The organism is Desulfotruncus arcticus DSM 17038 (assembly GCF_900113335.1).
GTDB lineage: Bacteria > Bacillota > Desulfotomaculia > Desulfotomaculales > Desulfallaceae > Desulfotruncus > Desulfotruncus arcticus.
Window position 1 is genome coordinate 59,148 of record NZ_FOOX01000022.1, and the last position, 20,835, is coordinate 79,982.

Consider the following 20,835-nt stretch of genomic DNA (forward strand, 5'->3'; position numbering starts at 1 on the left):
TAACTTGAGATATTTTATTTACGAAAATCGAACTTTCTACCAAATACACTTCTGGCAATCATATTAAGTTGAGCTTGAGACGTACCGCCACCAATCTGGAACATGCGAACATCGCGTAGCATTCGCTCTAAGGGGAGTTCCCGTGAATACCCGGTTGCACCGAACATTTGTAAAGAATCACTTACTACTTCAAATGCCGCATGTGCAGTAAAGGCCTTGGCTATGGAAGCGTCCTTCATATGCGGTAACATAACATTATTAGGTAGTTGTTTAGCATTGCAGGCTGCTTTATATAACAACAGGCGAGCTGCGTTTAAACTCATTTCGCCTTTGGCTGTTATCCACTGTAATCCTTGAAATTCGCAAAGTTTTTTATCAAACTGTTCACGCTTCAACATGTAATCCACAGCCAGATCATGCGCTCCCTGGGCAATACCCAATGCCACCGTTCCTGCTCCAATGCGTTGAGCGTTGTAACCGTTCATTAATTTTTTGAATCCCTCCCTGGGATCACAGACAACAATATTCTCTTCGGGTATTTCACAGTCTTCGAAAATAAGTTCGGTCTCCGGAATCCCCCTGAGACCCAGAGCATCTTCAATTTTCCCAAAACTAAATCCTGGAGTTCCCTTATCTACCAGAACTCCTCCAATGCCCTGATCCACACCGTTTTTATTAATAATTCTTGAAAAAATTAAGTTTGTTTGTGCTATACCACCTCCTGTAATCCAATGTTTTAGCCCGTTTAGTACGTAATGACTTCCTTTTTGCACCGCCTTGGTTTGTAAAGAAGTGAGGGCGGTGCCGGCATTGGGCTCGGTCATGCCGATGGCGGGTTTGTCTCCTTGTTCCAAAACCCTTTTGGCTACTTTCTTGCGTTGCTCTTCGGTACCATAAGCCATAATCACTCCTAGGGCACCCATATTGGTTTCAACTACTATGCGCCCGCTGATACCGCAAAACTGGGCAATTTGTTCAATAACCAGGATAACATCGATTAAGGGTCTTTCAACTCCTCCGTATTTTTTGGGAATCGTCATCCCCAGAAAACCTGCTTCAAGCATTTTTTTTACATTTTCATGGGGGTATTCATGATTAATGTCATAGTAAGCCGCTTTGGGAGCAAACTCATTCTTTCCAAGCTTGCGTGCCAAATCCACTAACATTTTTTGTTCTCTGTTAAGTTGAAAATCCATGTCTTTCCCTCTTTCTTTAATTGTTAATAATTTTCCATAATAGCTAGTAGCAATTTAAATGCCAATAAATATGCTCATTTTATAGCAAACTTAAAATTATAATGCAGGACAATTGTTGATAAACAATGTAAATTTCTTTGGAAAGATTACATGCAATTCCGAACCATTATAGTAACGTAAAAAGCAGTAACAAAGTTACATTAAAATGTAACTTTGTTACTGCTTGTATATGCTTTACTAATTTGGTATAAGAAAACTTGATTTGTTCTATGGTTGGAGTTCCGGGCTCCAGCCTGCTGATCAACTGTGTAATATAGCCGGTTTCCGGTAACTACTGTGCCAGCCAGGCCTTATCCAGGCTGGGTTTAAAAAACGGATCTATAGTTAAATCCTTAACATCTTTTCTGACGGCATACAGGCATACATCATGGAATAACGGGCTGAGCGGCACGTCCCGGGCAACCAGCTCCTGCAGTCTGGCGTAATCTGCTTGCCTTTGAGATTGGTCCCCTTCGGCACAGGCAGCTTCAACCAGCCTGTCCGCCTCGAGGTTGGAGTAACCAATGCCGCGCTGGTTGTTCATTTGCCCCCGTGAATAAACCCAGCGGCCGAAAAAGAAATCAGGATCGCCGGTCATCAGCGAATAAGGGGTTAATGAAAGGTGATAATCGCCGTTTTGCAAGGCTTCCGCCCAGGCGCCCGCTTCCAGCACCTGCAATTCAACGTTCAGGCCAAGGGTTTTAAACTCCGACTGCATTACTTCGGCAATGGGCTTGTACGGCCAGCGGTTGGCCAGGGCCGAGTTTATGGCGAACACCACTTTATGTGGTTCCGTATTTTTTACCTGTGCCCCAAGGGCAACGGCTTCTTCACGGTCGGTTTTCCACAGCCCGTCGACTGCCCACGCGCCGGCCAGACTGCTAAACACGGTTCCCGCCGGTTCGCCGTATCCGTATAATAACTGGTCGACCAGTTCATCGCGATCAATAAGAAGGTTGACCGCGCGGCGCAGCGCCGGGTCGTCGAAGGGAGGTTTTTGGTTGTTGAAAAGCAGGTAATGCGAGGTGGTCACGGGACGTGACAGCAGTTCCAGGCTGCTGTCCCCCTCTATTACCGGCGCCTGCTCCGGAAGGATGCCACCCACGTCGACTACGGCCTGCACTTCTCCGGTTTGCAGGGCGGCCAGGCGGGTGGCCGGGTCCGGTATCACCTTGAACAGCACTCTTTCCAGTTTGGGCTGGTCACCCCAGTAATCGTCGTTGCGGATTACTTCCAGCTCTTCTCCGGACTTGTGCCCTGCGTACTTGAACGGCCCCGTGCCGATGGGGGACACGATTTTCCCGCCGGCGTCAAAGCTGGCCGGGCTGAATATGGGGCAGCCGTGGTAAGCCGCCTTGGCCGGGAAAGCCGGCTCCGGTAAGGAAAAGCTGAACTTCACCCGGTCCTCGCTCAGGGCTTCCACCCTGTCCAGGTGCAAAAAGGTTTCGTACTCGTCGAATTTCAGGTTGTGCTTAAACCGCATCACGCTTTGCACAACGGCGTCGGCGTTCAGAGGCGTGCCGTCGTGAAACCGGATATTGGGCCTGAGGTCAACCAGCCATGTTTTGCCCCCATCCTCCGGCGCCAGTTTTTCAGCCAGCTGGGGATACGGCTCCAGGTTTTCGTCCAGGTAGGTGAGGCTTTCCCACACTCCCGTGCTGCCGTGCACGCAGCTGCCGGATTCCGGACCGCTGTAAAAGTCCCTGCCCACCCCGACGACAAGCTCCTGCGCAACCGTTCCTGACGTGTCCCCCGGGCCGCCGCACCCGGCCAGCAGCAGCATGGCGACAAGCAATACGGCTAAATAAAATAACTTTCCCTTGCCTTTGCCCATTAATAAATCCTCCCTTCAACAACTGGTTACCGCCACCCTTCTGTCACCGGTCACGTAATCATGTCAGGCGGAGTTTTTGTTTTTTAGAAAAACTGATCAATAATTCTCGGCAGCTGTGCCCGCACCAAACCTTGACCCAGCTCAGCGGGCGCGTGGCAGGCCACCGGGTGCCCGGCTCCGCTTGCCTGCAGGAGCGGCTCTTCGATCCTGCATTTTTCAACGGCAATGGGGCAGCGGGGGTGGAAGCGGCAGCCCGCCGGCGGGTGCAGCGGGTCGGGCGGTTCGCCCCGGACCGCCGCCTGCACCCTGCGCCGCAGGTCGGCCCGGGGCACCGCCGCCAGGAGCGCGCGGGTGTAGGGATGGCGCGCTTGTTTTTCCAGTTCCCGGCAGCCCAGGACTTCCACAAATTTGCCCATGTACATTACCGCCACCCGGTCGCTGATATAACTGACCGCCGCCAGATCATGCGAAATAAAGATATAAGACAGGCCCAGGCTTTGTTTCAATTCTTTCAGCAAGTTAAGAATCTGCGCCTGGATGGAAACGTCCAGGCTGGATACCGGCTCGTCACAAACAATAATCCCGGGTTGCGGCGCCAGCGCCCGGGCGATGTTGATGCGCTGCCGCTGTCCCCCGCTGAACTCGTGGGGGTAACGGGAAGCGAGGCCGGGGTCCAGACCGACGGTTGCAAGCAGTTCCCCAACCTTTTGCCGGATACCCTGTTTAGAGGCTATCCGGTAGTTGGCCAGGGGTTCGCTGATAATGGAACCGACGGTTTGCCTGGGGTTCAGGGAAGAGTAAGAATCCTGAAAGATAATCTGTATTTTTCGGCGCAGCTGGCGCATCCGGTTTTCCGGTAAGCGGGTAATGTCCCGGCCGTCCAGAGTTATTTTACCCGCCGTGGGTTCTTCCAGGCGTAACAGCAAACGTCCCAGGGTGCTTTTGCCGCAGCCGCTTTCGCCCACCAGCCCCAGCGTTTCCCCGCGTTCCAGTTGGAATGATACTCCGTCGACGGCCCTGATTAATTCTCCGGAGCGGGCCAACAGGCCGTTCTCCGCAGGGTAAGCTTTGGCCAGACCGGCTGCCTCAAGCAAACTCATCATAGCACCGCCCCGGATGCCGGTAGCACGGCAGGGTGGTGACAGGCCACCAGGTGGCCGGAACAAACGGGTTGCAAGACGGGCTTTTCCCGCCGGCACCGTTTGTCTGCCCCGGGGCAGCGGGGAGCGAAGGCGCAGTGTCCGGGCAATTCCAAAAGGTTGGGCGGCTGTCCCGGCACCGGTTTCAGCTTGTTCGCCCCGCCCAACCGGGGAATGGAATGCAGCAGGGCGCAAGTATAAGGGTGCCCGGGGTTTTCAAAAATTTCCACAGCCGGGGCTTGCTCCACAATAGCACCCGCGTACATCACCGCCACCTCGTCGGCCATTCCGGCAACGACCCCCAGATCGTGGGTAATCAGGACAATGGCGGTGTGGAACTCACTTTTGAGCCGGTTAAGCTCGCCCAGGATTTGGGCCTGCACCGTCACATCCAAAGCGGTGGTCGGCTCGTCGGCAATCAACACTTTTGGTTGGAGAGCCAGGGCTATGGCAATCAGCACCCGCTGCCTCTGGCCGCCGGAAAGCTGGAAGGGGAAGCGGTTGTACATCTTACCCGGGTTGGGCAGGCCCACCTTGGCCAGTAAGGCCAGCGTTTTGTCGCGGGCTTCCAGCCCGGAGAGGTTCAGGTGGGACAAAATAGTTTCGGATACCTGTTTGCCAACGGTAAGCACCGGATTGAGCGACGTCATGGGGTCCTGGAAAACCATGGCCATTTCCGCGCCCCGTACCCGGCGCAGTTGTTCATTGCTCAGAGCCAGCAGGTTGTACCCGTTTAGCCGGACCTGGCCCCGGGAGATCAACCCGGGTGGGTCTACCAATCTGAGCAGGGAATGCGCCATCACGCTTTTGCCGCAGCCGCTTTCGCCCACGATGCCCAGGGTCCGGCCTTCTTCGAGCGTGAAGCTGACACCGTTGACGGCTTGAACAACCCCGGCGGGGGTGTTGAATACGGTATGTAAATTGTCAACCTTGAGAACCGCGTTTCCCGGCATGTTAAGTCAACCTCCATATCACCGCCTGGTTGTCCCCCTGGGGTCAAGGGCGTCTCTGAGCCCGTCTCCCAGTAAGTTGAAGGCAAGTACCACCGTCATGATGGCCAGGCCCGGGTAAACCATCAGCCGGGGCACTACTTGCATGTACGGCCGGCCGTCATTTAACATGGCTCCCCATTCGGGAGTGGGCGGCTGGGCGCCCAGGCCCAGGAAAGACAGCCCGGATATGGCCAGTATCAGACTGCCCATATCCAGGGTGGCCAGCACAATAACCGGTGACAGCACGTTGGGGAGAATATGGCGCACAATGATACCGCAGTGAGAAGTGCCGCTGCTCCTGGCCGCCAGCACAAATTCCTTTTCCCTGACGGATAGGACCACGCCGCGAATCACCCGGGCATAGCCCACCCACCATACCGCCGCGGTGGCGATCATTACATTCATTAAGCCGGGTCCCAGCATGCCGGCTATCACCAGCGCCAGGACCAGCCCGGGGAAAGCCAGTAAAACGTCGATCACTCGCATCACCAGGTTATCCAGCCGCCCGCCCAGGTACCCGGAAAGGGTGCCCAGGGGAATACTGATCAGCATAATGGTAACCAGCGCAATGGCTGCGGTGCTGAGCGACAACCTGGTGCCGTAGATGAGCCGTGACAGAATGCAGCGCCCCAGGTGGTCGGTGCCCAGGGGGTATGCTGCTGACGGGGCAGCTAGTTTTTGTGATAATACAATTTTCTCCGGGTCGTTGGGCGCCAGGTAAGGGGCCATGATGCCCACTATCACCACCGCCAGGATAATCACCAGCCCCGCCAGGGCCAGCTTATCCGCCAGCAGTCTGTTTAACGCCGTGACCGGCATGCTTTTATTGCCTGCCGGCCGGCCGGTTATGTTGGTTACGGGCAGCCCGCCCGCCGGGCTGCCGGTTTTTTGTGTACCGCCTTTCATCTGTCACTTCCCCCTTTCCAGGCGAATGCGGGGGTCCAGCAAACCATAGGACAGGTCCACCAGCAGGTTGGCCAGCACGAAAATGAGGGCCATAAACATGGCATAGCCCTGGATTACGGGGTAGTCACGGTTGAAAATGGCGTCCACCACGAATTTGCCCACGCCGGGCCAGGCAAAGATTGTTTCCACGATGACGGTGCCGCCCAGCAAGTGCCCCAGGCTCATGCCGAATAAGGTCACCGTGGGCAGTAAGGCGTTTTTTAAGGCATGTCGTCCGATGACCCACCTTTCTTGCAACCCTTTGGCCCGGGCCAGTTTGATGTAGTCCTGGTTCAGCACTTCCAGCATGCCGGCCCTGATTATGCGCATGTACACCGCGGCCATGCCGAAGCCCAGGGTCACCGCCGGCAGCACCAGGTGCCTGAGGCCGCCCCGCCCCATTACCGGCAGCAAGCCCCAGACCACGGCAAACAGGTAAATGAGCATCAGACCTTTCCAGAAACCGGGCAGTGACGCGCCCACCAGGGCGAAGACGCGGGTCAGGTGGTCAATGAAAGCGTGCCGGTAAAGCGCCGACAGCACTCCCGCCGGCAGGGCCACCAGGATCATAAACGTCATGGCCGCCAGGGTCAGTTCCAGGGTGGCCGGAAATCGCGACAGTATCTCCCGGGTCACCGGCAGCCCGGTGCGGTATGAAACGCCGAAATCCAGGTGCACCGCGTCCCAAAGCCAGCGCAGGTACTGGATATAAACCGGGTCATTCAGACCCAGTTCAGCACGGAGCGCGTTTACCGCCTCGCGGGTCGGCTCGGCTCCGCCCACCCGGAGAATGATTTCCGCCGGGTCGCCGGGGGCCAGGTTTATAAGTCCGAAGGTAATGACAGATATCCCCAGCATTACCGGCAGCAGGTAAAACAAGCGTTTTAGCAGATAGCGTTGCAAACAGGACCACCCCTGAGAAAAATGAACTAAGGCGTTTGAATGGTATTGTTTTCCTCTTAAGTCCGGTAAAATAAAAAAACCAGGAAAGCGCGCTTGCTTTTGTAGTGCGGCACTTTCATGGTTTTCTTGACTTAAAAATAAAAAGCCATAAAAGCCCCATCCACTTCCGGTGAGTATGAGCCTTCATGGCCATTGAGTTTAACATTAAGTTATAAGAATTATCAGATCAAAGCTAACAACGCATTTTTGCGTCGCTTGAAGATGGTTCTTACCATCTTAATTACATCAACATTGTATAATAAACTTTATCATCTTTCAATATTATAGAGCGACAGTAATATGATTTATTTTTGAGTACATTATGCTCATAATAAAAGTTACTTAAAATATGTTTCAAATCCGTTATTTACTATATATGCGCATTCGTACGGTACCTGTCCCGTTGTAGTTTTACTTTCTGCCATAGATTGTACATATATATTGTTTCTATACCAGTTCCATCTTTTAACTTTAACATGTTTTTTTGATGGTTGCATATACAACTTATTTAGTATATACTTTAATTAAGTTGCAAATGCAACTTAATTAAGAAGGGATGTGTCAGTATTGTCGAACCATCATGAGTCAGTAGGAAAATGGATTTCAACGATTCATCGTTATAGTATGATCTATAAATCACGCAATGTCATCCAATATGGCGTTGGAGCCGGTCAATGGGAATTTTTGAACGTGTTGTATCAAAAAGACGGCATTTCACAGGATGAATTGGCCCATAAGTTAAATATGGATAAGACCACAACTACCCGGGCAGTCCAAAAGCTCGAAAGCTTGGGATTTGTCAGACGTCAATCAAGTGAAGAAGACCGCCGGATCAATTTGCTCTTTCTTACGAAGATGTCCCTGGGTATAAAGACCCAATTTCAATCTGCGATGCAACAGTGGACAGAAATTCTAGTTCAAGGTTTTTCAGAGGATGAAAGAGATCTGTTGCTCAATATGTTAAAAAAAATATCCAAGAATGCTGTCGATTATATTTCGGATATGGAAAGGAATGTTTGATAATGAAAGAGCAAAGTAGTCGTCCGGGAACCGAAAAAAATCCTAAGTAGAAGGCAAGGAGATGTAATTATGGGCAAAATGTTAAAACCCACACTTTTATCAGTTTCCTTAATCACGGTAATGTCCGGGGCAGCCGTTGCCCCGGCTCTGGGAAATATTACCACGGCCTTTCCCGGTACTAATCCAACGCTAATAAAATTGATCTTAACACTGCCTGCCATGTTCATTATCCCATTTACTTTTATTTCGGGAAAACTGAGCGCAGTTATGCCCAAGCGTACGGTGCTATTAATAGGGATAGCCTTGTATATAGCCGGAGGCCTGGGCGGCGGTTTTGTCAACAGCATCGGTATGCTGCTGGTTTTTCGCGCGCTGCTGGGGATGGGAGTAGGCTTAATTATGCCGCTTTCCACTTCCCTGGTAGCTGATTTCTATGAAGGTGATGCGCGGACAAAAATGATGGGGCAGGTCGGCGCATCCAACAATCTGGGCGGTATCATAGCCCTGGTACTCTCCGGGTGGTTGGCCTCCATTAGCTGGCGCTTTTCCTTCGGCGTTTACCTCCTGGGCTTGTTTGTGGCGCTGCTGGTGCTGCTGTTTTTACCCGCTCCCCCGCGGGCCGGGCAGGAAGTAAAAAAAATGAAGGAAAAACTGCCCGAAAAATTATATGGTTTGGCGGCGGCAATGTTTCTGCTCATGGTAGCATTTTATTCCATACCCACTAATATGTCGCTGTTTATTGAAGGAAACGGCTTTGGCGGGGCAGAAACGTCAGGTATTGTTATGTCTCTCAACAGTGTAGGCGGAATTATAGCCGGCCTCACTCTATCCAGGGTAAAAAATATATTACAGAAATATATGATCACGGTGCTGTTGGGGGTAGTGGCCCTTGGGTATGTCCTGATAAGCACAGCCCAGGTATTGTTACCTGTAGTTGTCGGGGTTGGATTAATCGGTTTTGGCTTTGGTTCCCTTATGCCTCTGATTTTAGTCCAGGTGACCCAGTCAGTTGAGCGTGAGCAAACGGTTACCGCCATGGCCGTTGTATCAAGCATGATATACTTGGGCCAATTTCTTTCGCCGGTAATTTTGGATGCCGCGGGTGTTATCTTGGGCAATGAAACCATTAGCTTTACCTACCGGTTTACCGGAGCAGTAATAGCCGCCCTTTCTATTGGCTGGCTGGCTAAAACTATACTTGCCCGGAAGCCGGTGCGCAGCGAGTCTTAAAGCAGATAAAACTTTGGAAGGAGGTGATTATGATGAACAGCAAAATTCCAGATATTACCCGGTTATACAAGGGAGCCCGGCATGAATTCGAGGTGGAAATAGTTTTTGCGGAAAGCGGCTCCCGGTCTCCCCGGGAAAGTCATAACTTCGATGAAATTATTGTTATGACAGACGGCGCTATCACCCTGAAGCGCAGTGACCGGGAAGAAGTTACCAGCTACGATAAGGCTCCGGCCTTTATTGAAATTCCGGCAGGGGTTGAGCACGTAATTGAAACAATGACACCGGCAAAACTGGTAATTATACACCCTAATCGTAATGTTTAAATGGTTAGACATTACAAGAAAGTCGGTAGTGTAAAGAGTTTTGTGCTTTAACCCTTTGTAATCCCACCGTTATTTCAGGTGGGATTTTCCTTATCCAGAAAGAAGATGGATAGCTGTAACAAAATTTACCCTTTTTGACTTCGTCCCCAATAGTAACGCAGCTAGGGACAGACCCCCTTTGGGGTATTTGGGGAATAGCGCCAAGCCAGACCCAAAACCTTTTGTTATTGATAATATTATATAATGCATAAAGCTGAGTTCATCATTTCTCCAATCTCAGATGAATTAAATATCCGGGAGGTTTGACATTCTAAAAGGACAATGAGCCAACAAATCAATGCCAAAAGATGGAAATTGTAATGATGAATACTAAAAATATTATGTTAAATGAACGGGCAGCTAAAGAAACCAGGTTAATAAAAAGTACATCCAAACGTCAAATCACTATACCGAAATCATTTTTTGGGCTTCTTGCAATTGAAGACGGGGTAACTTTCGTTGCTCAAGTTAATGAAAGCGGAATATTCTTAAAGCCACAAAGTACAAAAAAGCAAAGTATCCGTGATCAAGACAGGGAGCATATAATTCGTCAAGTATTTCGTGAAGGCAATTCAGAAGAAGAAATTATCGAGGAATTAAATTATCGCCTAAAAAAATATGATGAATTTATTGCCCGCCGGGTGCAAGAATTTGATAATGATATTGCGGATAGCTATGATGGTACGGGTGACGAACCGGAGGTTGAATCTTTCAATGGATTGGACATTTTCATCCACGAAGAAGCTGGAGCCTCTCTTAAAGAGTCTTGAAAAGAAGCAAAAAGCATTAATAGCAAGTTACAATGAGCAAGTTGAGATTATTGCTGATAATCCTAAAGCTGGTTCATCCCTTCAAGGTGATCTGGGTGGATACTACAGCTGGGATTGGACGTTCCATGACATTTCCGTAAGGATATGTTATAGGTTCTCAGAGGGGGACAAGCATATCTACTTTGTTTATTTCGGTACCCGAGAAAATTTTTATAAAGAACTAAAAAGATACTTAAAATGAGAAAAAGTTGATTAGCATAACGAAAGGCTATTGTGTTGGCTTCGATTTCAGGCTTTTCAGAATTATAAAGCCAATTACCAGTGCCGCAATTATTACAGTGGCATTTACAAGGTGCTTGCTGTTTTCGGGGCTGATTTTTTCCTTATACTCAGGGTTAACCTGCTCAGGGCCCGGGCTGATGTTTTCAAGCCCGATCTTATCAATCATACCGGAGAATTGGTCCAGGTCATACCGGGGCCGGCCGGCCAGAGGATTGCCGTACCAGAGTTTATAATTGCCCGCTGTCAAGCTGGCCAGCAGCTCGGGGGCTTCCCCGTATACCTCCGCCCTTACGTCCAGGGGCGGGCTGTCCTGGTTGTTGATTACCGCCTTGAGGTATCTTCCGGTGTTGAGGTGAACGCTGATGCTGTCGCTGCTGGCCTGGTAACCGGGCCACTGGTAGGCGTAGATCCTGTCAGATGTTAGTAAAGACCATTCTTTAGCGTCATCACTTTCGTAAATTTCCACCCGGCGGTAAAAATTTGGGCTATCAGTTTTCAGGTCAATATGATCTACCTGGTAGCCCTTTGTACCAAGGTCGATTATTATCTCGGTGGTTTTGGTTTTTAAATCGTTTCGGGGAGGCTGCTGATTAACTGGTATTGTTTTTGTAATTATGTTGTTTAAGGGTGGGACGTATTTTACACCGGCACCTGTTATGCGAAGAGGCTTCTTCCCGCTGCAGTCTACTGTCAGCCGCAGGTAGCGGAAGCTTACAGGAGTGTATGATAATTTACTTTTTTTAAAGTCCGGGGGAACGTAAAATAGCTTGTCTTTTTTAATCAAGCTCCAGGAACTGTTGTCATTGCTACCCTCCACTGTAACATCACGAAGGTAGTCCTCGTTGTTTTCAATGTCCAGAGATATTTCATTGTGGAGAATTCCTGTTTTTGAAAGATCCAAAGTAAGGGATGAGGAATTATCCCTGGTTACTACGTCTATCAGTAATGGCGGGTAGCTATATTCCCTGGGAGATTCTTGCCTTACTGCCTGGTAAGGGATTTCCCTGCCTTCATCGTCAGTCAGCCTTAAATCCGAAAGTTCCTTTTGTGCTTTCTCCAACAAATCTTTGTCTGTGGAAATTAGAACAAAGCCTTCCTTTGATGAGCGAACCTCCCTGTAGTATTTCCACTGGCCGGACTGTATGGAGGCGTAGGCGGGAGCCGCCGTAATAAGAATTAATAGAAATGAGCAAAAAAGCCTTTTCATTTTATTCCTCCTTCCTGTCCTTCCTTTGGTATATAAATGAAATGCCCAGCAGTATTCCTCCTACGATAAAGAGGATTAGCATACGGAAGACTATATCCAGGTTGCTCAGGTCATAAAGCATTATCTTGATCAGCGTTATTCCCAAAAGTGCCAGAGAAATAAGGCGTAATCCCTTAATGTCTTTAAGCAGTCCTATTGCTATAACTATTAAAGCTACAAAAATCCATGCCAGGGAAACGGCGAAGTCAACCTGGTAATCCAGCCTGTAGCGCAGGACGGCGTGAGTTGCCTCAATGCTTACCTGGCGCAGGGCCAGCAGTGTGCCATAGACAGCTGAAGGCCACAGTAAAAAGCGTCTGTCAGCCAGCTCAGCCCTGGAATGGAACAAGTAAAACACTATGAAAAATCCTGCTATGGCAAGAAAAGCGCTGAAGGAGTTAGTATTGAGCACGGGCGTGTAGTCTGGATTATTCGTGAGATAAGCCTCAATCTGAAAAAGGGAAGCCATTGTCAGCACAAAGATTCCACTACGGCTGACCCAGGAATTTGAAGCTTTTATGCCGGCATAAATCAGTACCATACCCTCGGCCACCCAGGCAGAGTTTCGCCAGTTGCCGTCCAACTGTATGGGAATGGCTATGGTTACCAAAGCAAGGCCTATGCCCAGCAAAGCCAAGAATAAAAGGTTGTCTCCCATTCGCTTCCTTTGCAGCAGGGTGCTTACCACCAGGTAGATAATCGCCAGGGCAATTACAAAGATTCCGTGCCAATCAGGGTATCTGGCAAGGTTTACGAGGCTTGCCACAAGAAAGAAGGCAATATTAAGGACCATTAGGTATACATCCGGGGCCTTGGTTGGCTGGTTGTAACGTATATTATAGAAAAAGGCCAGGGACCCAAAAATCACAAAATAAATGACGAGGTATGCCTCTAACTGGTAGGCATAATTAGGCCCGTAAGGGGGGAGCGTGCTGTTGAACAGTATATAAACAATGGCTGTTCCGGCCAAAGAGAGGAAATTAAGGCTTCGCCAGTTCTTATAGTAGGCTAGGAACAATACCCCCAGGTCAAGAAGTGTAATATATGTAAAAAAGGGAATGGGGCCAGCCCCTTCGCTTCCTATGAGAAAGGGGGTTAAGAAGCCGCCCAGGGTTGAAAGTACAGCCACGGCGTATGCATTTTGTCTCACAGCAAGTATTCCGCCGGCAAGGGCTGTGATTACCATAAGCAAGAAGGCTGCTGCGGGGCTGAATACATCATAAAAGTTGGTGGCGGCATAGGTGGTAAGATATATTATGGCAATCCCGCCGCCGCTTAGTCCCTGGGAAAAATACCGGTATTTCCTGGTCATGGTAAAATCACCGGCCGTTAAGAAAGCCAGTCCTACAACAAGACCTATGATTATCCTTCCTGTTACGCCAATCCAGTTATTGTCAAAGGAATATTTTAAAAAGTAGGCCATGCCGAATAGCAGCACCACTATGGCTATGCGGTTTAAGAGCTTGCCCCCCACAAGGCTTTCAATGCCGTCCCGCCAGTGCTCGCTATCCCAGGCGGGACTTTTTTTGAGAGCAGCTGCTTTCTCCCTTTTAGAAGGCTCATGTGGCGGTTTTGCAGCAACAGGGGGAAAATCGGGGGCTTTCATGTTTTCCAGGCCAGATAATCTTTCCTTAAGTTCAGACACCTCGTTTTCCAGTGCCTCTATTCTCTTAAGCATTTGGCCCGGGTTGATATTATCCATGGAAGACCTCCTTTCTTTTTGTGGATATTTGCCAACGGCCTGTTGAAATCCTTTATTTTAATAAACCCATGACAGGGGTGGGAATATTATCTGGCTTTGGGATACCGGATCATCCTCCGAAATACAATTTGAATCGGCCTGACAAGGTAAGCAAACATGATACGAGCCTTGATAGCATTATGGAATTAGAAGAAATTGAATCTGGAAAGCATAATAGTTAAATTAAGAAAAACGCCCACAAACGGGCGTTTTTCTTATAGTTCCCCACGGAGCGTTTTTTTCCCGTCAGGTCTGAAAAATTAAGTTATTTTCTGCCTGTCTACTAACGGTTGGGGGCTGCCAGATTATGCCAGGAGATCCATTTGTGCCCATGCAGGCACCTGTGTAATAACGATACCCCTTGGCGAATTTCCTGCGCTTCTAGATGACCGTATCCCAGCAACAGCTTATCAGGATGAAGGTTCTTGCTGATGCTGTGATAATCTACCAGGGCAATACGAATTCCTGACTCTTTACAGCGCAATAGGAAGGCTTGATCAAAACGCAGGCCGGGGAACTCCAAGGCGAGGTGCAAACCTGAAGCATCTCCCCAGGGATGCCATGTGCCGCTAAACTTCTCTTCCATGGCTTGAAGAAGTATTTCCCGCCTTTGTCCATACAGCTTGCGCATTTTGCGCACATGCCGGTCCAGTTTTCGGGTGCGTAAGTATTCCGCAAGTGCTGCCTGCTCAAAGGGAGGGTTTTGCACATCAACATGCCTGCGCAAGTAACACCACTGGCTGTGAAACCGGCGGGGCAGCACAACAAAGCCGATCCGCAGTGCGGGATAAAGAATTTTGCTGAATGTTCCTACATAAATAACCCTTTGCGAGTCCATCGTATAAAGAGGGGCCACCGGGGGACCGCAATAGCGGAATTCACTGTCATAATCGTCTTCTATGATGAACAGGTCATTTTCTCTCGCAAACCGTATCAGTGCGGCACGACGGGCTGCCGGGAGTATCCCCCCGAGAGGGAACTGGTGTGACGGGGTTACATAAATCGCGCACGCGCCGCTGTTCTTTAACAAATCTGTCTGCAGGCCCTGTTTATCTACGGGAACAGACAGTATGTTAAATTCCTTTCCCTGCAGCACCCTTAACATGCCCACATGACAAGGATCCTCCATCAAAATATCTTTCCCGTACACTGACAGCAATTCTGCCAATAGATGCAGCGCCTGTGTAGCCCCGGAAGTAATAAATATATCTTGCGGGTGAACAGTCATTCCCTTACTGCGATAGACCCAGCCGGCAATTTCCCGGCGAAGCGCCGGAATCCCTTCCGCCCCGGAATATCCCCATTGCTCTTGCGGCAGGCTTTCCGCGGCCTTGCGCAGATACTGCAGCCAGGAGCTTTGGGGAAAGTAACGCAGATCTGGCTGACCGGTTTGGAAATCCACGAGATAGGAAATTGTTGATGAAACTGCTGTTTCAGAGTGCTCTACGGGCGGATCCGCCTTCTCAAGCAGCAGTCCGTTCGCTACACGGGTCTGCGAACCTGGACGGCTTTCGATGAAACCTTCAGCTGACAGCATTTCATAGGCTTCATAAACCGTATTGCGCGACACGGTCAGATGCCTGGCCAACTCCCTTGTGGAAGGCAGCACCTCCCCCTGCTTTAAGCGGCCCTCAGTCATTTGGTTCCGCAAAGCCTGGTAAATCTGGCGTGCGAGAGAAATACCACTGTTCCGGCGCAATTCAATTCCTAACATATAACCTCCCACTGGCACCCTAATATTTGTGCCAAACTGGATCTTAAACAGTACCAGTTTATATTGTATCATTTTACAACTAACTAATCCCATAAGTATACATAGTATCAAAAGGGAGGATTTATCAATGCAGATGGTTGTGGGTGCGTTTTTTTTGACTGGGGCTTTCATGCTGGCGGGGACGTCGGTCATTGCTGCCAGGTTTGTCGCCGGGGATGTGGGGACGTTTACCATTGCCGCGGTCAGTCTTTTTTTTGCCGTAATTGCTTTGCTGCCCTTATGTCGGCCAAGGCTGAGAGAAGCTTTGCGACAGAGGTCGCTGCGTGAATGGATGCCACTGATTTTACAGGCGTTCTTTGGCATTTTTTTGTTTAGAATGTTTTTACTGTTGGGGCTGATACACACCAGCGCGGGTGAGGCAGGTATCCTAACCGGGGTGACACCGGCTGCAACTGCGCTGATGGCCATACTTTGGCTGAAAGAACCGCTGTATAAAACGCGTATGCTGGGCTTAATCAGCACCATTACAGGTATTATGATGATACAGGGGGCTTTACTCATGGGTAACGGATTTTCCATGGAACATTTCTTTGGTAACCTGCTGGTGATTTGCGCCGCACTGTGTGAGTCGCTGTTTAATATACTTTCGCGTATAAGCAGTATAAAAGCTGCCAAAAGCCAGGCGCAGGCATTCGACCCCATAGTCCAGACAACATTGGTCGCCGGGATTGCTTTACTGTTCTGTCTCGGGCCTGCGCTGGCGGAGCATCCGGTTTCGTCGCTGATGTCGCTTGACACCGTCAAATGGCTGGCATTAGTCTGGTATGGCGTGTTTGTAACCGCCCTGGCTTTTATTTTCTGGTACGCGGGAATAAAACGCTGTGAAGCGTCAACTGCTGCGGCGTTTACCGGTTTGATGCCTTTCACCTCGCTGATTCTTGCGGTTATTGTACTGGGTGAGCAGCCCGGGTGGCAGCAGTGGGTTGGCGGATTCATGGTTATATTAGGTATGCTGCTTACCGGTCTGAGGCGGCCAAAAGTACGGAAACTGCATCTGACCACCGGATGCGTATTACTGTTTTTTATTTAAAAACATCGAAATAAAGGGATGACTTGCCAGCCCGGCCCTTTCCATAATATCAATATCAAGCAATAAGCTCCTGGTTTTGCCGGCTGCAATTAATCTGCCGTTTTTTAAAACTGCTGTGTTATCGGCATAGGCCCACACCAGCGCCGGGTCGTGACAAACTATGATAACAGCTCCACAGGGTTTGGCATATCCAAGGATAATGGACATTACCCGCTGTACGCCCTCGGCATCCAGCGCTTTACTGGGTTCATCCAGAATAATCAGCTCGGGCCCGGTTGCCAGAACCGAGGCAAGTGCAATCAGCTGGCGCTGTGAGCGCGTCAGCGAGTGAGGGTGTCTGGCGCTTAAATGCTCCAGCCGCATAGCGGATAAAACCCTTTCGGCCTCGGCCAGCGCCTGGTTCCAGGTCATTCCCCTGGCCCTAAGGCTCCAGGCTACTTCCTTATCCACACGCTCGTTAAATATTTGGTCGTCGGGGTTTTGAAACAGAATGCCGACCCTTTGGGCCAATTTCCAGGCCGGCTGCTCGATGGTATTTTCGCTAAAAACATAAACACTGCCTTCCCGAGGCTTTAATAAGCTGATGCAGTGTTTGATTAAAGTCGATTTGCCTGCCCCGTTGGGCCCCATTATCGCTGTAACCTGTCCTCTTTCAACGGTCAGGGAAATATCTTCAATGCCGCATCCGCTTTGGAAGGAATGTGATAAATGTTCGAATTTGACCACAGGTTGGCTCCGGGAAACATCATGGTGCTGTTTGCGGCTAGCACCGTGGGTATTGCTCCAAGCCCCGGCAATAGTCGCGCTATTATAATTCGTAACTAATTGGGGATCAATTTGCACCGGTTCCAGCCGGCCGCGCTCCAGGCTGTAAATGCTGTCCGCGTAAAGGTTGGCATAATCCCGGTTTCTGGCTGCCACGATAATAGTTTTCCCTTGCCGCGCCATTTCCTTTAGCCTGGAAAATACTTTGTGGGCGGCGTCGGGGTCAAGCTGTTCAATAGGCTCATCCAACAATAAAGCCGGGGCATTGGTTGCCAGCGCAGCCGCGATGGAAATTTTTTGTTTTTCGCCTCCGGATAAGGTGGACATGGCCCGTTTGAGCAGGTGCTCCATATCCAGCAGACTGGCTATTTCGCTAACCCGCCGCTGGGGGATACACCGCTGTTGATAACGGGGTAGATCAATTCCTGGTCAACTTCTTCAAAAAGATAGGTGTCCGAATCCTGTATGGCCATGCCTACGGGCGTACGCTTACTGTTCGCATAACCGGTCTTATTGTAGATGTTAATTGCACCGCTCATTTCACCTGGGATAAAATCGGGCACCAGCCCGGCGATGCAGGATAAAAGAGTTGATTTTCCACTGCCGTTTTTCCCAATAACAAAAAGAAGCTCTCCGGTGCGAGCTTTCAAATTGATATCATTTAGAACCTTAAATGAAGCATTACTGTGTTGAAAACTCAGTGCTTTAATACTAATGCCCACATCCATTCACCCGCCTAGCTGATATTTATTGAAATTACAAGGTTGGTAATGAAATAAGCCATCCCGCAGCCGGTAAACAGCCAATCCCGCCGTTGCATTTTAAAACCGGGCCCGGTTTTAAATTCGTGTCCTCTTAAATAAAGCAGCTGGGCCATAAATTGCGCCCGGATGATTGATTTTACAATTACCGGCACGATTACGGCGATGTAAGCCCGAAAGCGATCAAGATAACTTTCATGCCTCAACCCCCTGGCGGATTGTACTTCCCAGGTTGTTGACAGCTGATTCTGCATATAGGGTAAAACAGATAATACAAGCCCCAAAACGGTGCCCAAAGCCGGGTTGATACTTTCAATCCATTTGACCAGCCCGGCGGTTTCCGTGGTGAGGAGTAAAAAGTTGGCGGCGGCTATGATACATAGAAGGCGCAGGGCGGTAGTAGCGCCGTAAGTTAATCCCTCCAGGCCCACAAAGTAAAAATAAGTGCTGTTGTGCGGGTTAAACATAGAGTGAATTATAAGCATAATCAAACAAATAAACAGGAAAGGCTTAATTTTGTGCAGCATTGGCCTGCCAACACCGGCCAGAGCCGACAGGACAAGCAGAAAGGCCAGGTTGGCAAGTAATTGCCTCCAATCACCAATGAACAGCAGTGAGGCTATAATGAGCAAGCTGTTGATGCATTTGGCGCCTGCGTTGACCTGGCTTAAGCCAATTCTAGCAGTTGGTCCGGGTCTTACTCCAGGTATTCGCCCGCCCTTTGGGAGGTTAAGCTGCAATTTCTTGACCGCTTTTTATTTTGGCGCCATAGCCCTTCATATTTTCCGGCAGCTTGCGTATTATCACCATGATCAAATAGGCGCTAATCAGCTTGTCTACAAGGTTTGCGGGTACGCGGGCCAGAAAAGCGCTGGTGAAAATCTCATTGCCTGAATTAAGCAATAAAGCATATAGCAGGTCTATTCCACCGCCGGTAACGCCGCCAAAAAGATAAACTGCGATAGGTGTGCCGATAATCGGAGCCAGGATAGCTAAAATGAGACCGGCCAGCAGCGGAGTGACGTAATCCTCAAAGCCGCGTTTTAAAGCTAAATAGCCCACCACCAAACCAATTACTGCGTTAACAATACCAAAGGGAATGTTGATGGGATCGGTAAACAGCCCTTGAATCACGTTGCTGAGAAGCCCGGTTAATGCTCCGAGCCAGGGGCCAAGCATAACGGCGCTTAGTATTGTTCCAATACTGTCCAGGAAAATGGGTAATTTTAAGGTTTGGGCCAGCAAACCGCCAATGATATTAATGCCGATACCAACTGGAATTATGGTTACGACAACACGGTTATTCACTAATAATTTGCCTCCTTTGGATAATCAATGCCGTTTAAAATTTTTTCCAGACTCATTTTCAGGTCGTTTTCATCAACACCCAGCCATTTGAGTTTAATTTTTCTTTTGGCTGTTGTCTGCTTGAAAACTTCCATAAATACGCCTGGCTGCTGGACACAAGTTAATGTCCCTTTGGGGGCAATTTTTAAAGCACTGCCTACCTCACCTCCCCACGCGCCATCAAAACTAAAGTCAATACCGCAGGAGGGGCTCCCGTTAATACCAAGAACCGGCCCCACCATATAGCCGCAGCGAAGATATTCTGCCAACTGGTTGATTACTTCTCCGGTCAGCTTGCTGCAATGGCTGATAAAAAAAGGATTGTTATACTGGCTGCGGCTTTGGCCCCAGCGCTTCAGCCCGCCGTGGGTGAATTCGGGACAGGGCAGCTGAAATATGCCGCAACCTCTTGCCAACAGTGGTGGGATAATAACTTTACCGGTTTCATTTGTTACACCCGAGTCTAGAATTTTTGAATGATAATTAAGCAGACAATGGGCGACAATAACAATTTGATTGACCAATGGGCATACTAACCGCCTTTCTCATTAATACCTTTTTATTGTATCAAAAAATATTTATAGTGATAATAAAATATTTTTATTAAAGTTAAACTTTTAAAAGCATATTTTATCTGCCTAGACAATACGTAAAAGAAGGCTGGGTGTATTTTTTGGGGATACGGAGGAACAGCCTGCCACCCAATTCATCAGGTGTGGTGACGCACGGCAATTGGCGGTCAGTGAATCACCGCCGAAGGCGGCAAATCAAAAGTTGCATAAAACAGGAATATTGGCAAGAAAAGTAGAAAAGCCATCCCTTGAAATATAATCAAGGAGATGGCACTATATATCTTTTTTAGTTTGCAATGCAGGAGTTGTAAATATATTATGGAAAAAGAAAAATATGTTTTTTAAACAAATACTATTTCACGGTGAGTGGATTATTAATGTTAATATTTGGCTTGTGAGCCTTGATTGGGTGTTAATCAGATTTTTGAGGAGGAAGTTTCGTTGGACTTTTACTAAACATTTTGTATCGTTTGTAGCTATTTTTGTATTTCTATTTATTATTGCCAAGATACTATTACCAATAGGCGCAAGTGTTTGCATTATAGGCGGTGCTGATGGACCAACAACCATTTATCTAACAGACGAGCCAATACTTGGTTTTGATACTATTATTATTTTGGTACAACTTTAGTTTCAAGCAACGTTAAGGTATTACCCTCGATGGCGTTGCTGTTGTAAGTCCAATCCACCAAAAAATATTCTCTCAGGTTTTCAACTACCTCAGGCGGTAGCGGTCTATTATCATCTAAAATTTAGCTAATTTTAGCGTATTCCGTGATACGAGCTTTGATTTTTCAGTGGTATTTTTTTATTATTCAACGGGTGGGGCGGGAATAGGAGTAAAG

General features: G+C 48.9%; 21 protein-coding genes and 1 pseudogene. 7 read left to right on the forward strand and 15 right to left on the reverse strand.

Annotated elements, in window-relative coordinates; all coding sequences use genetic code 11:
* Nucleotides 1-14: 14 nt before the first annotated feature.
* From BM056_RS22365 to nikB, 6 genes are all read right to left on the reverse strand, one after another.
* Nucleotides 15-1,196 (reverse strand): acyl-CoA dehydrogenase family protein, encoded by a 1,182-nt coding sequence (locus BM056_RS22365; RefSeq protein ID WP_092474700.1) that lies wholly within the window; start codon nt 1,194-1,196, stop codon nt 15-17.
* A 331-nt stretch (nt 1,197-1,527) separates the two neighbouring features.
* The gene (locus BM056_RS22370; protein WP_092474703.1) at nt 1,528-3,069 is read right to left on the reverse strand and encodes an ABC transporter substrate-binding protein; all 1,542 of its coding nucleotides are present in this window, start codon (nt 3,067-3,069) and stop codon (nt 1,528-1,530) included.
* A gap of 83 nt (nt 3,070-3,152) precedes the next feature.
* Nucleotides 3,153-4,235, reverse strand: coding sequence for an ABC transporter ATP-binding protein (locus tag BM056_RS22375; RefSeq protein ID WP_337833537.1), 1,083 nt, complete (start codon nt 4,233-4,235; stop codon nt 3,153-3,155).
* On the reverse strand, nt 4,169-5,161 hold the full coding sequence (locus BM056_RS22380) for an ABC transporter ATP-binding protein (RefSeq protein WP_092474709.1): 993 nt from the start codon (nt 5,159-5,161) through the stop codon (nt 4,169-4,171). Before BM056_RS22380 ends, BM056_RS22375 begins: the two co-directional genes overlap by 67 nt.
* 18 nt (nt 5,162-5,179) lie before the next feature.
* On the reverse strand, nt 5,180-6,106 hold the full coding sequence (nikC, locus tag BM056_RS22385; protein ID WP_092474712.1) for a nickel ABC transporter permease subunit NikC: 927 nt from the start codon (nt 6,104-6,106) through the stop codon (nt 5,180-5,182).
* 3 nt (nt 6,107-6,109) lie between these two features.
* Nucleotides 6,110-7,048 carry a nickel ABC transporter permease gene (gene nikB / locus BM056_RS22390; protein ID WP_092474716.1) on the reverse strand — a complete coding sequence of 313 codons (939 nt, stop codon included), beginning with the start codon at nt 7,046-7,048 and terminating at the stop codon, nt 6,110-6,112.
* Between the two features lie 606 nt (nt 7,049-7,654).
* Between nikB and BM056_RS22395 the strand changes: the two genes are divergently transcribed.
* The 5 genes from BM056_RS22395 (at nt 7,655) to BM056_RS22415 (ending at nt 10,713) form a co-directional block, all read left to right on the forward strand.
* Nucleotides 7,655-8,107, forward strand: coding sequence for a MarR family winged helix-turn-helix transcriptional regulator (locus BM056_RS22395; protein ID WP_092474719.1), 453 nt, complete (start codon nt 7,655-7,657; stop codon nt 8,105-8,107).
* A 69-nt stretch (nt 8,108-8,176) separates the two neighbouring features.
* On the forward strand, nt 8,177-9,337 hold the full coding sequence (locus tag BM056_RS22400; RefSeq protein WP_092474722.1) for an MFS transporter: 1,161 nt from the start codon (nt 8,177-8,179) through the stop codon (nt 9,335-9,337).
* A gap of 32 nt (nt 9,338-9,369) precedes the next feature.
* Nucleotides 9,370-9,663, forward strand: a complete 294-nt coding sequence (locus BM056_RS22405) for a hypothetical protein (RefSeq protein ID WP_092474725.1) — start codon at nt 9,370-9,372, stop codon at nt 9,661-9,663.
* A 359-nt stretch (nt 9,664-10,022) separates the two neighbouring features.
* Entirely contained in the window at nt 10,023-10,472 is a 450-nt protein-coding gene (locus BM056_RS22410) for a hypothetical protein (protein WP_092474728.1), read from the forward strand.
* Nucleotides 10,417-10,713 carry a type II toxin-antitoxin system RelE/ParE family toxin gene (locus tag BM056_RS22415; RefSeq protein WP_092474730.1) on the forward strand — a complete coding sequence of 99 codons (297 nt, stop codon included), beginning with the start codon at nt 10,417-10,419 and terminating at the stop codon, nt 10,711-10,713. The genes BM056_RS22410 and BM056_RS22415 overlap by 56 nt, the downstream gene beginning before the upstream one ends.
* Before the next feature lie 27 nt (nt 10,714-10,740).
* Here BM056_RS22415 and BM056_RS22420 read toward each other — a convergent pair whose 3' ends face one another.
* The 3 genes from BM056_RS22420 to pdxR form a co-directional block, all read right to left on the reverse strand.
* Nucleotides 10,741-11,961 carry a DUF3999 family protein gene (locus BM056_RS22420; protein ID WP_092474733.1) on the reverse strand — a complete coding sequence of 407 codons (1,221 nt, stop codon included), beginning with the start codon at nt 11,959-11,961 and terminating at the stop codon, nt 10,741-10,743.
* Between the two features lies 1 nt (nt 11,962).
* Complete coding sequence (locus BM056_RS22425) at nt 11,963-13,702, reverse strand: DUF2339 domain-containing protein (RefSeq protein WP_092474736.1); 1,740 nt, start codon at nt 13,700-13,702, stop codon at nt 11,963-11,965.
* Nucleotides 13,703-14,024: 322 nt separating this feature from the next.
* The gene (gene pdxR / locus BM056_RS22430; protein WP_092474739.1) at nt 14,025-15,455 is read right to left on the reverse strand and encodes a MocR-like pyridoxine biosynthesis transcription factor PdxR; all 1,431 of its coding nucleotides are present in this window, start codon (nt 15,453-15,455) and stop codon (nt 14,025-14,027) included.
* A gap of 127 nt (nt 15,456-15,582) precedes the next feature.
* Between pdxR and BM056_RS22435 the strand changes: the two genes are divergently transcribed.
* Entirely contained in the window at nt 15,583-16,545 is a 963-nt protein-coding gene (locus BM056_RS22435) for a DMT family transporter (RefSeq protein ID WP_165613673.1), read from the forward strand.
* Here BM056_RS22435 and BM056_RS27410 read toward each other — a convergent pair.
* Genes BM056_RS27410 through BM056_RS22460 form a run of 5 tightly spaced genes read right to left on the reverse strand, consistent with a single transcriptional unit; the run spans nt 16,528 to nt 19,942 of the window.
* Entirely contained in the window at nt 16,528-17,661 is a 1,134-nt protein-coding gene (locus tag BM056_RS27410) for an ATP-binding cassette domain-containing protein (protein WP_092474742.1), read from the reverse strand. The two genes, BM056_RS22435 and BM056_RS27410, sit on opposite strands and share 18 nt — an antisense overlap.
* Nucleotides 17,662-17,675: 14 nt before the next feature.
* Nucleotides 17,676-18,038, reverse strand: coding sequence for an ATP-binding cassette domain-containing protein (locus tag BM056_RS22445; RefSeq protein ID WP_092474743.1), 363 nt, complete (start codon nt 18,036-18,038; stop codon nt 17,676-17,678).
* 8 nt (nt 18,039-18,046) lie between these two features.
* The gene (locus BM056_RS22450; RefSeq protein WP_092474746.1) at nt 18,047-18,811 is read right to left on the reverse strand and encodes an energy-coupling factor transporter transmembrane component T family protein; all 765 of its coding nucleotides are present in this window, start codon (nt 18,809-18,811) and stop codon (nt 18,047-18,049) included.
* A complete protein-coding gene (locus BM056_RS22455; protein ID WP_092474749.1) occupies nt 18,801-19,379 on the reverse strand; it encodes a CD3073 family putative ECF transporter S component in 579 nt (192 codons plus the stop codon). The genes BM056_RS22450 and BM056_RS22455 overlap by 11 nt, the downstream gene beginning before the upstream one ends.
* Entirely contained in the window at nt 19,379-19,942 is a 564-nt protein-coding gene (locus BM056_RS22460; protein WP_092474752.1) for a CD3072 family TudS-related putative desulfidase, read from the reverse strand. The genes BM056_RS22455 and BM056_RS22460 overlap by 1 nt, the downstream gene beginning before the upstream one ends.
* 382 nt (nt 19,943-20,324) lie before the next feature.
* Between BM056_RS22460 and BM056_RS22465 the strand changes: the two genes are divergently transcribed.
* A complete protein-coding gene (locus BM056_RS22465) occupies nt 20,325-20,621 on the forward strand; it encodes a hypothetical protein (protein ID WP_092474756.1) in 297 nt (98 codons plus the stop codon).
* Here the strand turns inward: BM056_RS22465 and BM056_RS27025 are convergent.
* Nucleotides 20,611-20,742 (reverse strand): annotated as a pseudogene (locus tag BM056_RS27025) (Fic family protein); the annotation flags it as partial. The gene BM056_RS22465 and the pseudogene BM056_RS27025 overlap by 11 nt on opposite strands.
* Between the last annotated feature and the right edge of the window lie 93 nt (nt 20,743-20,835).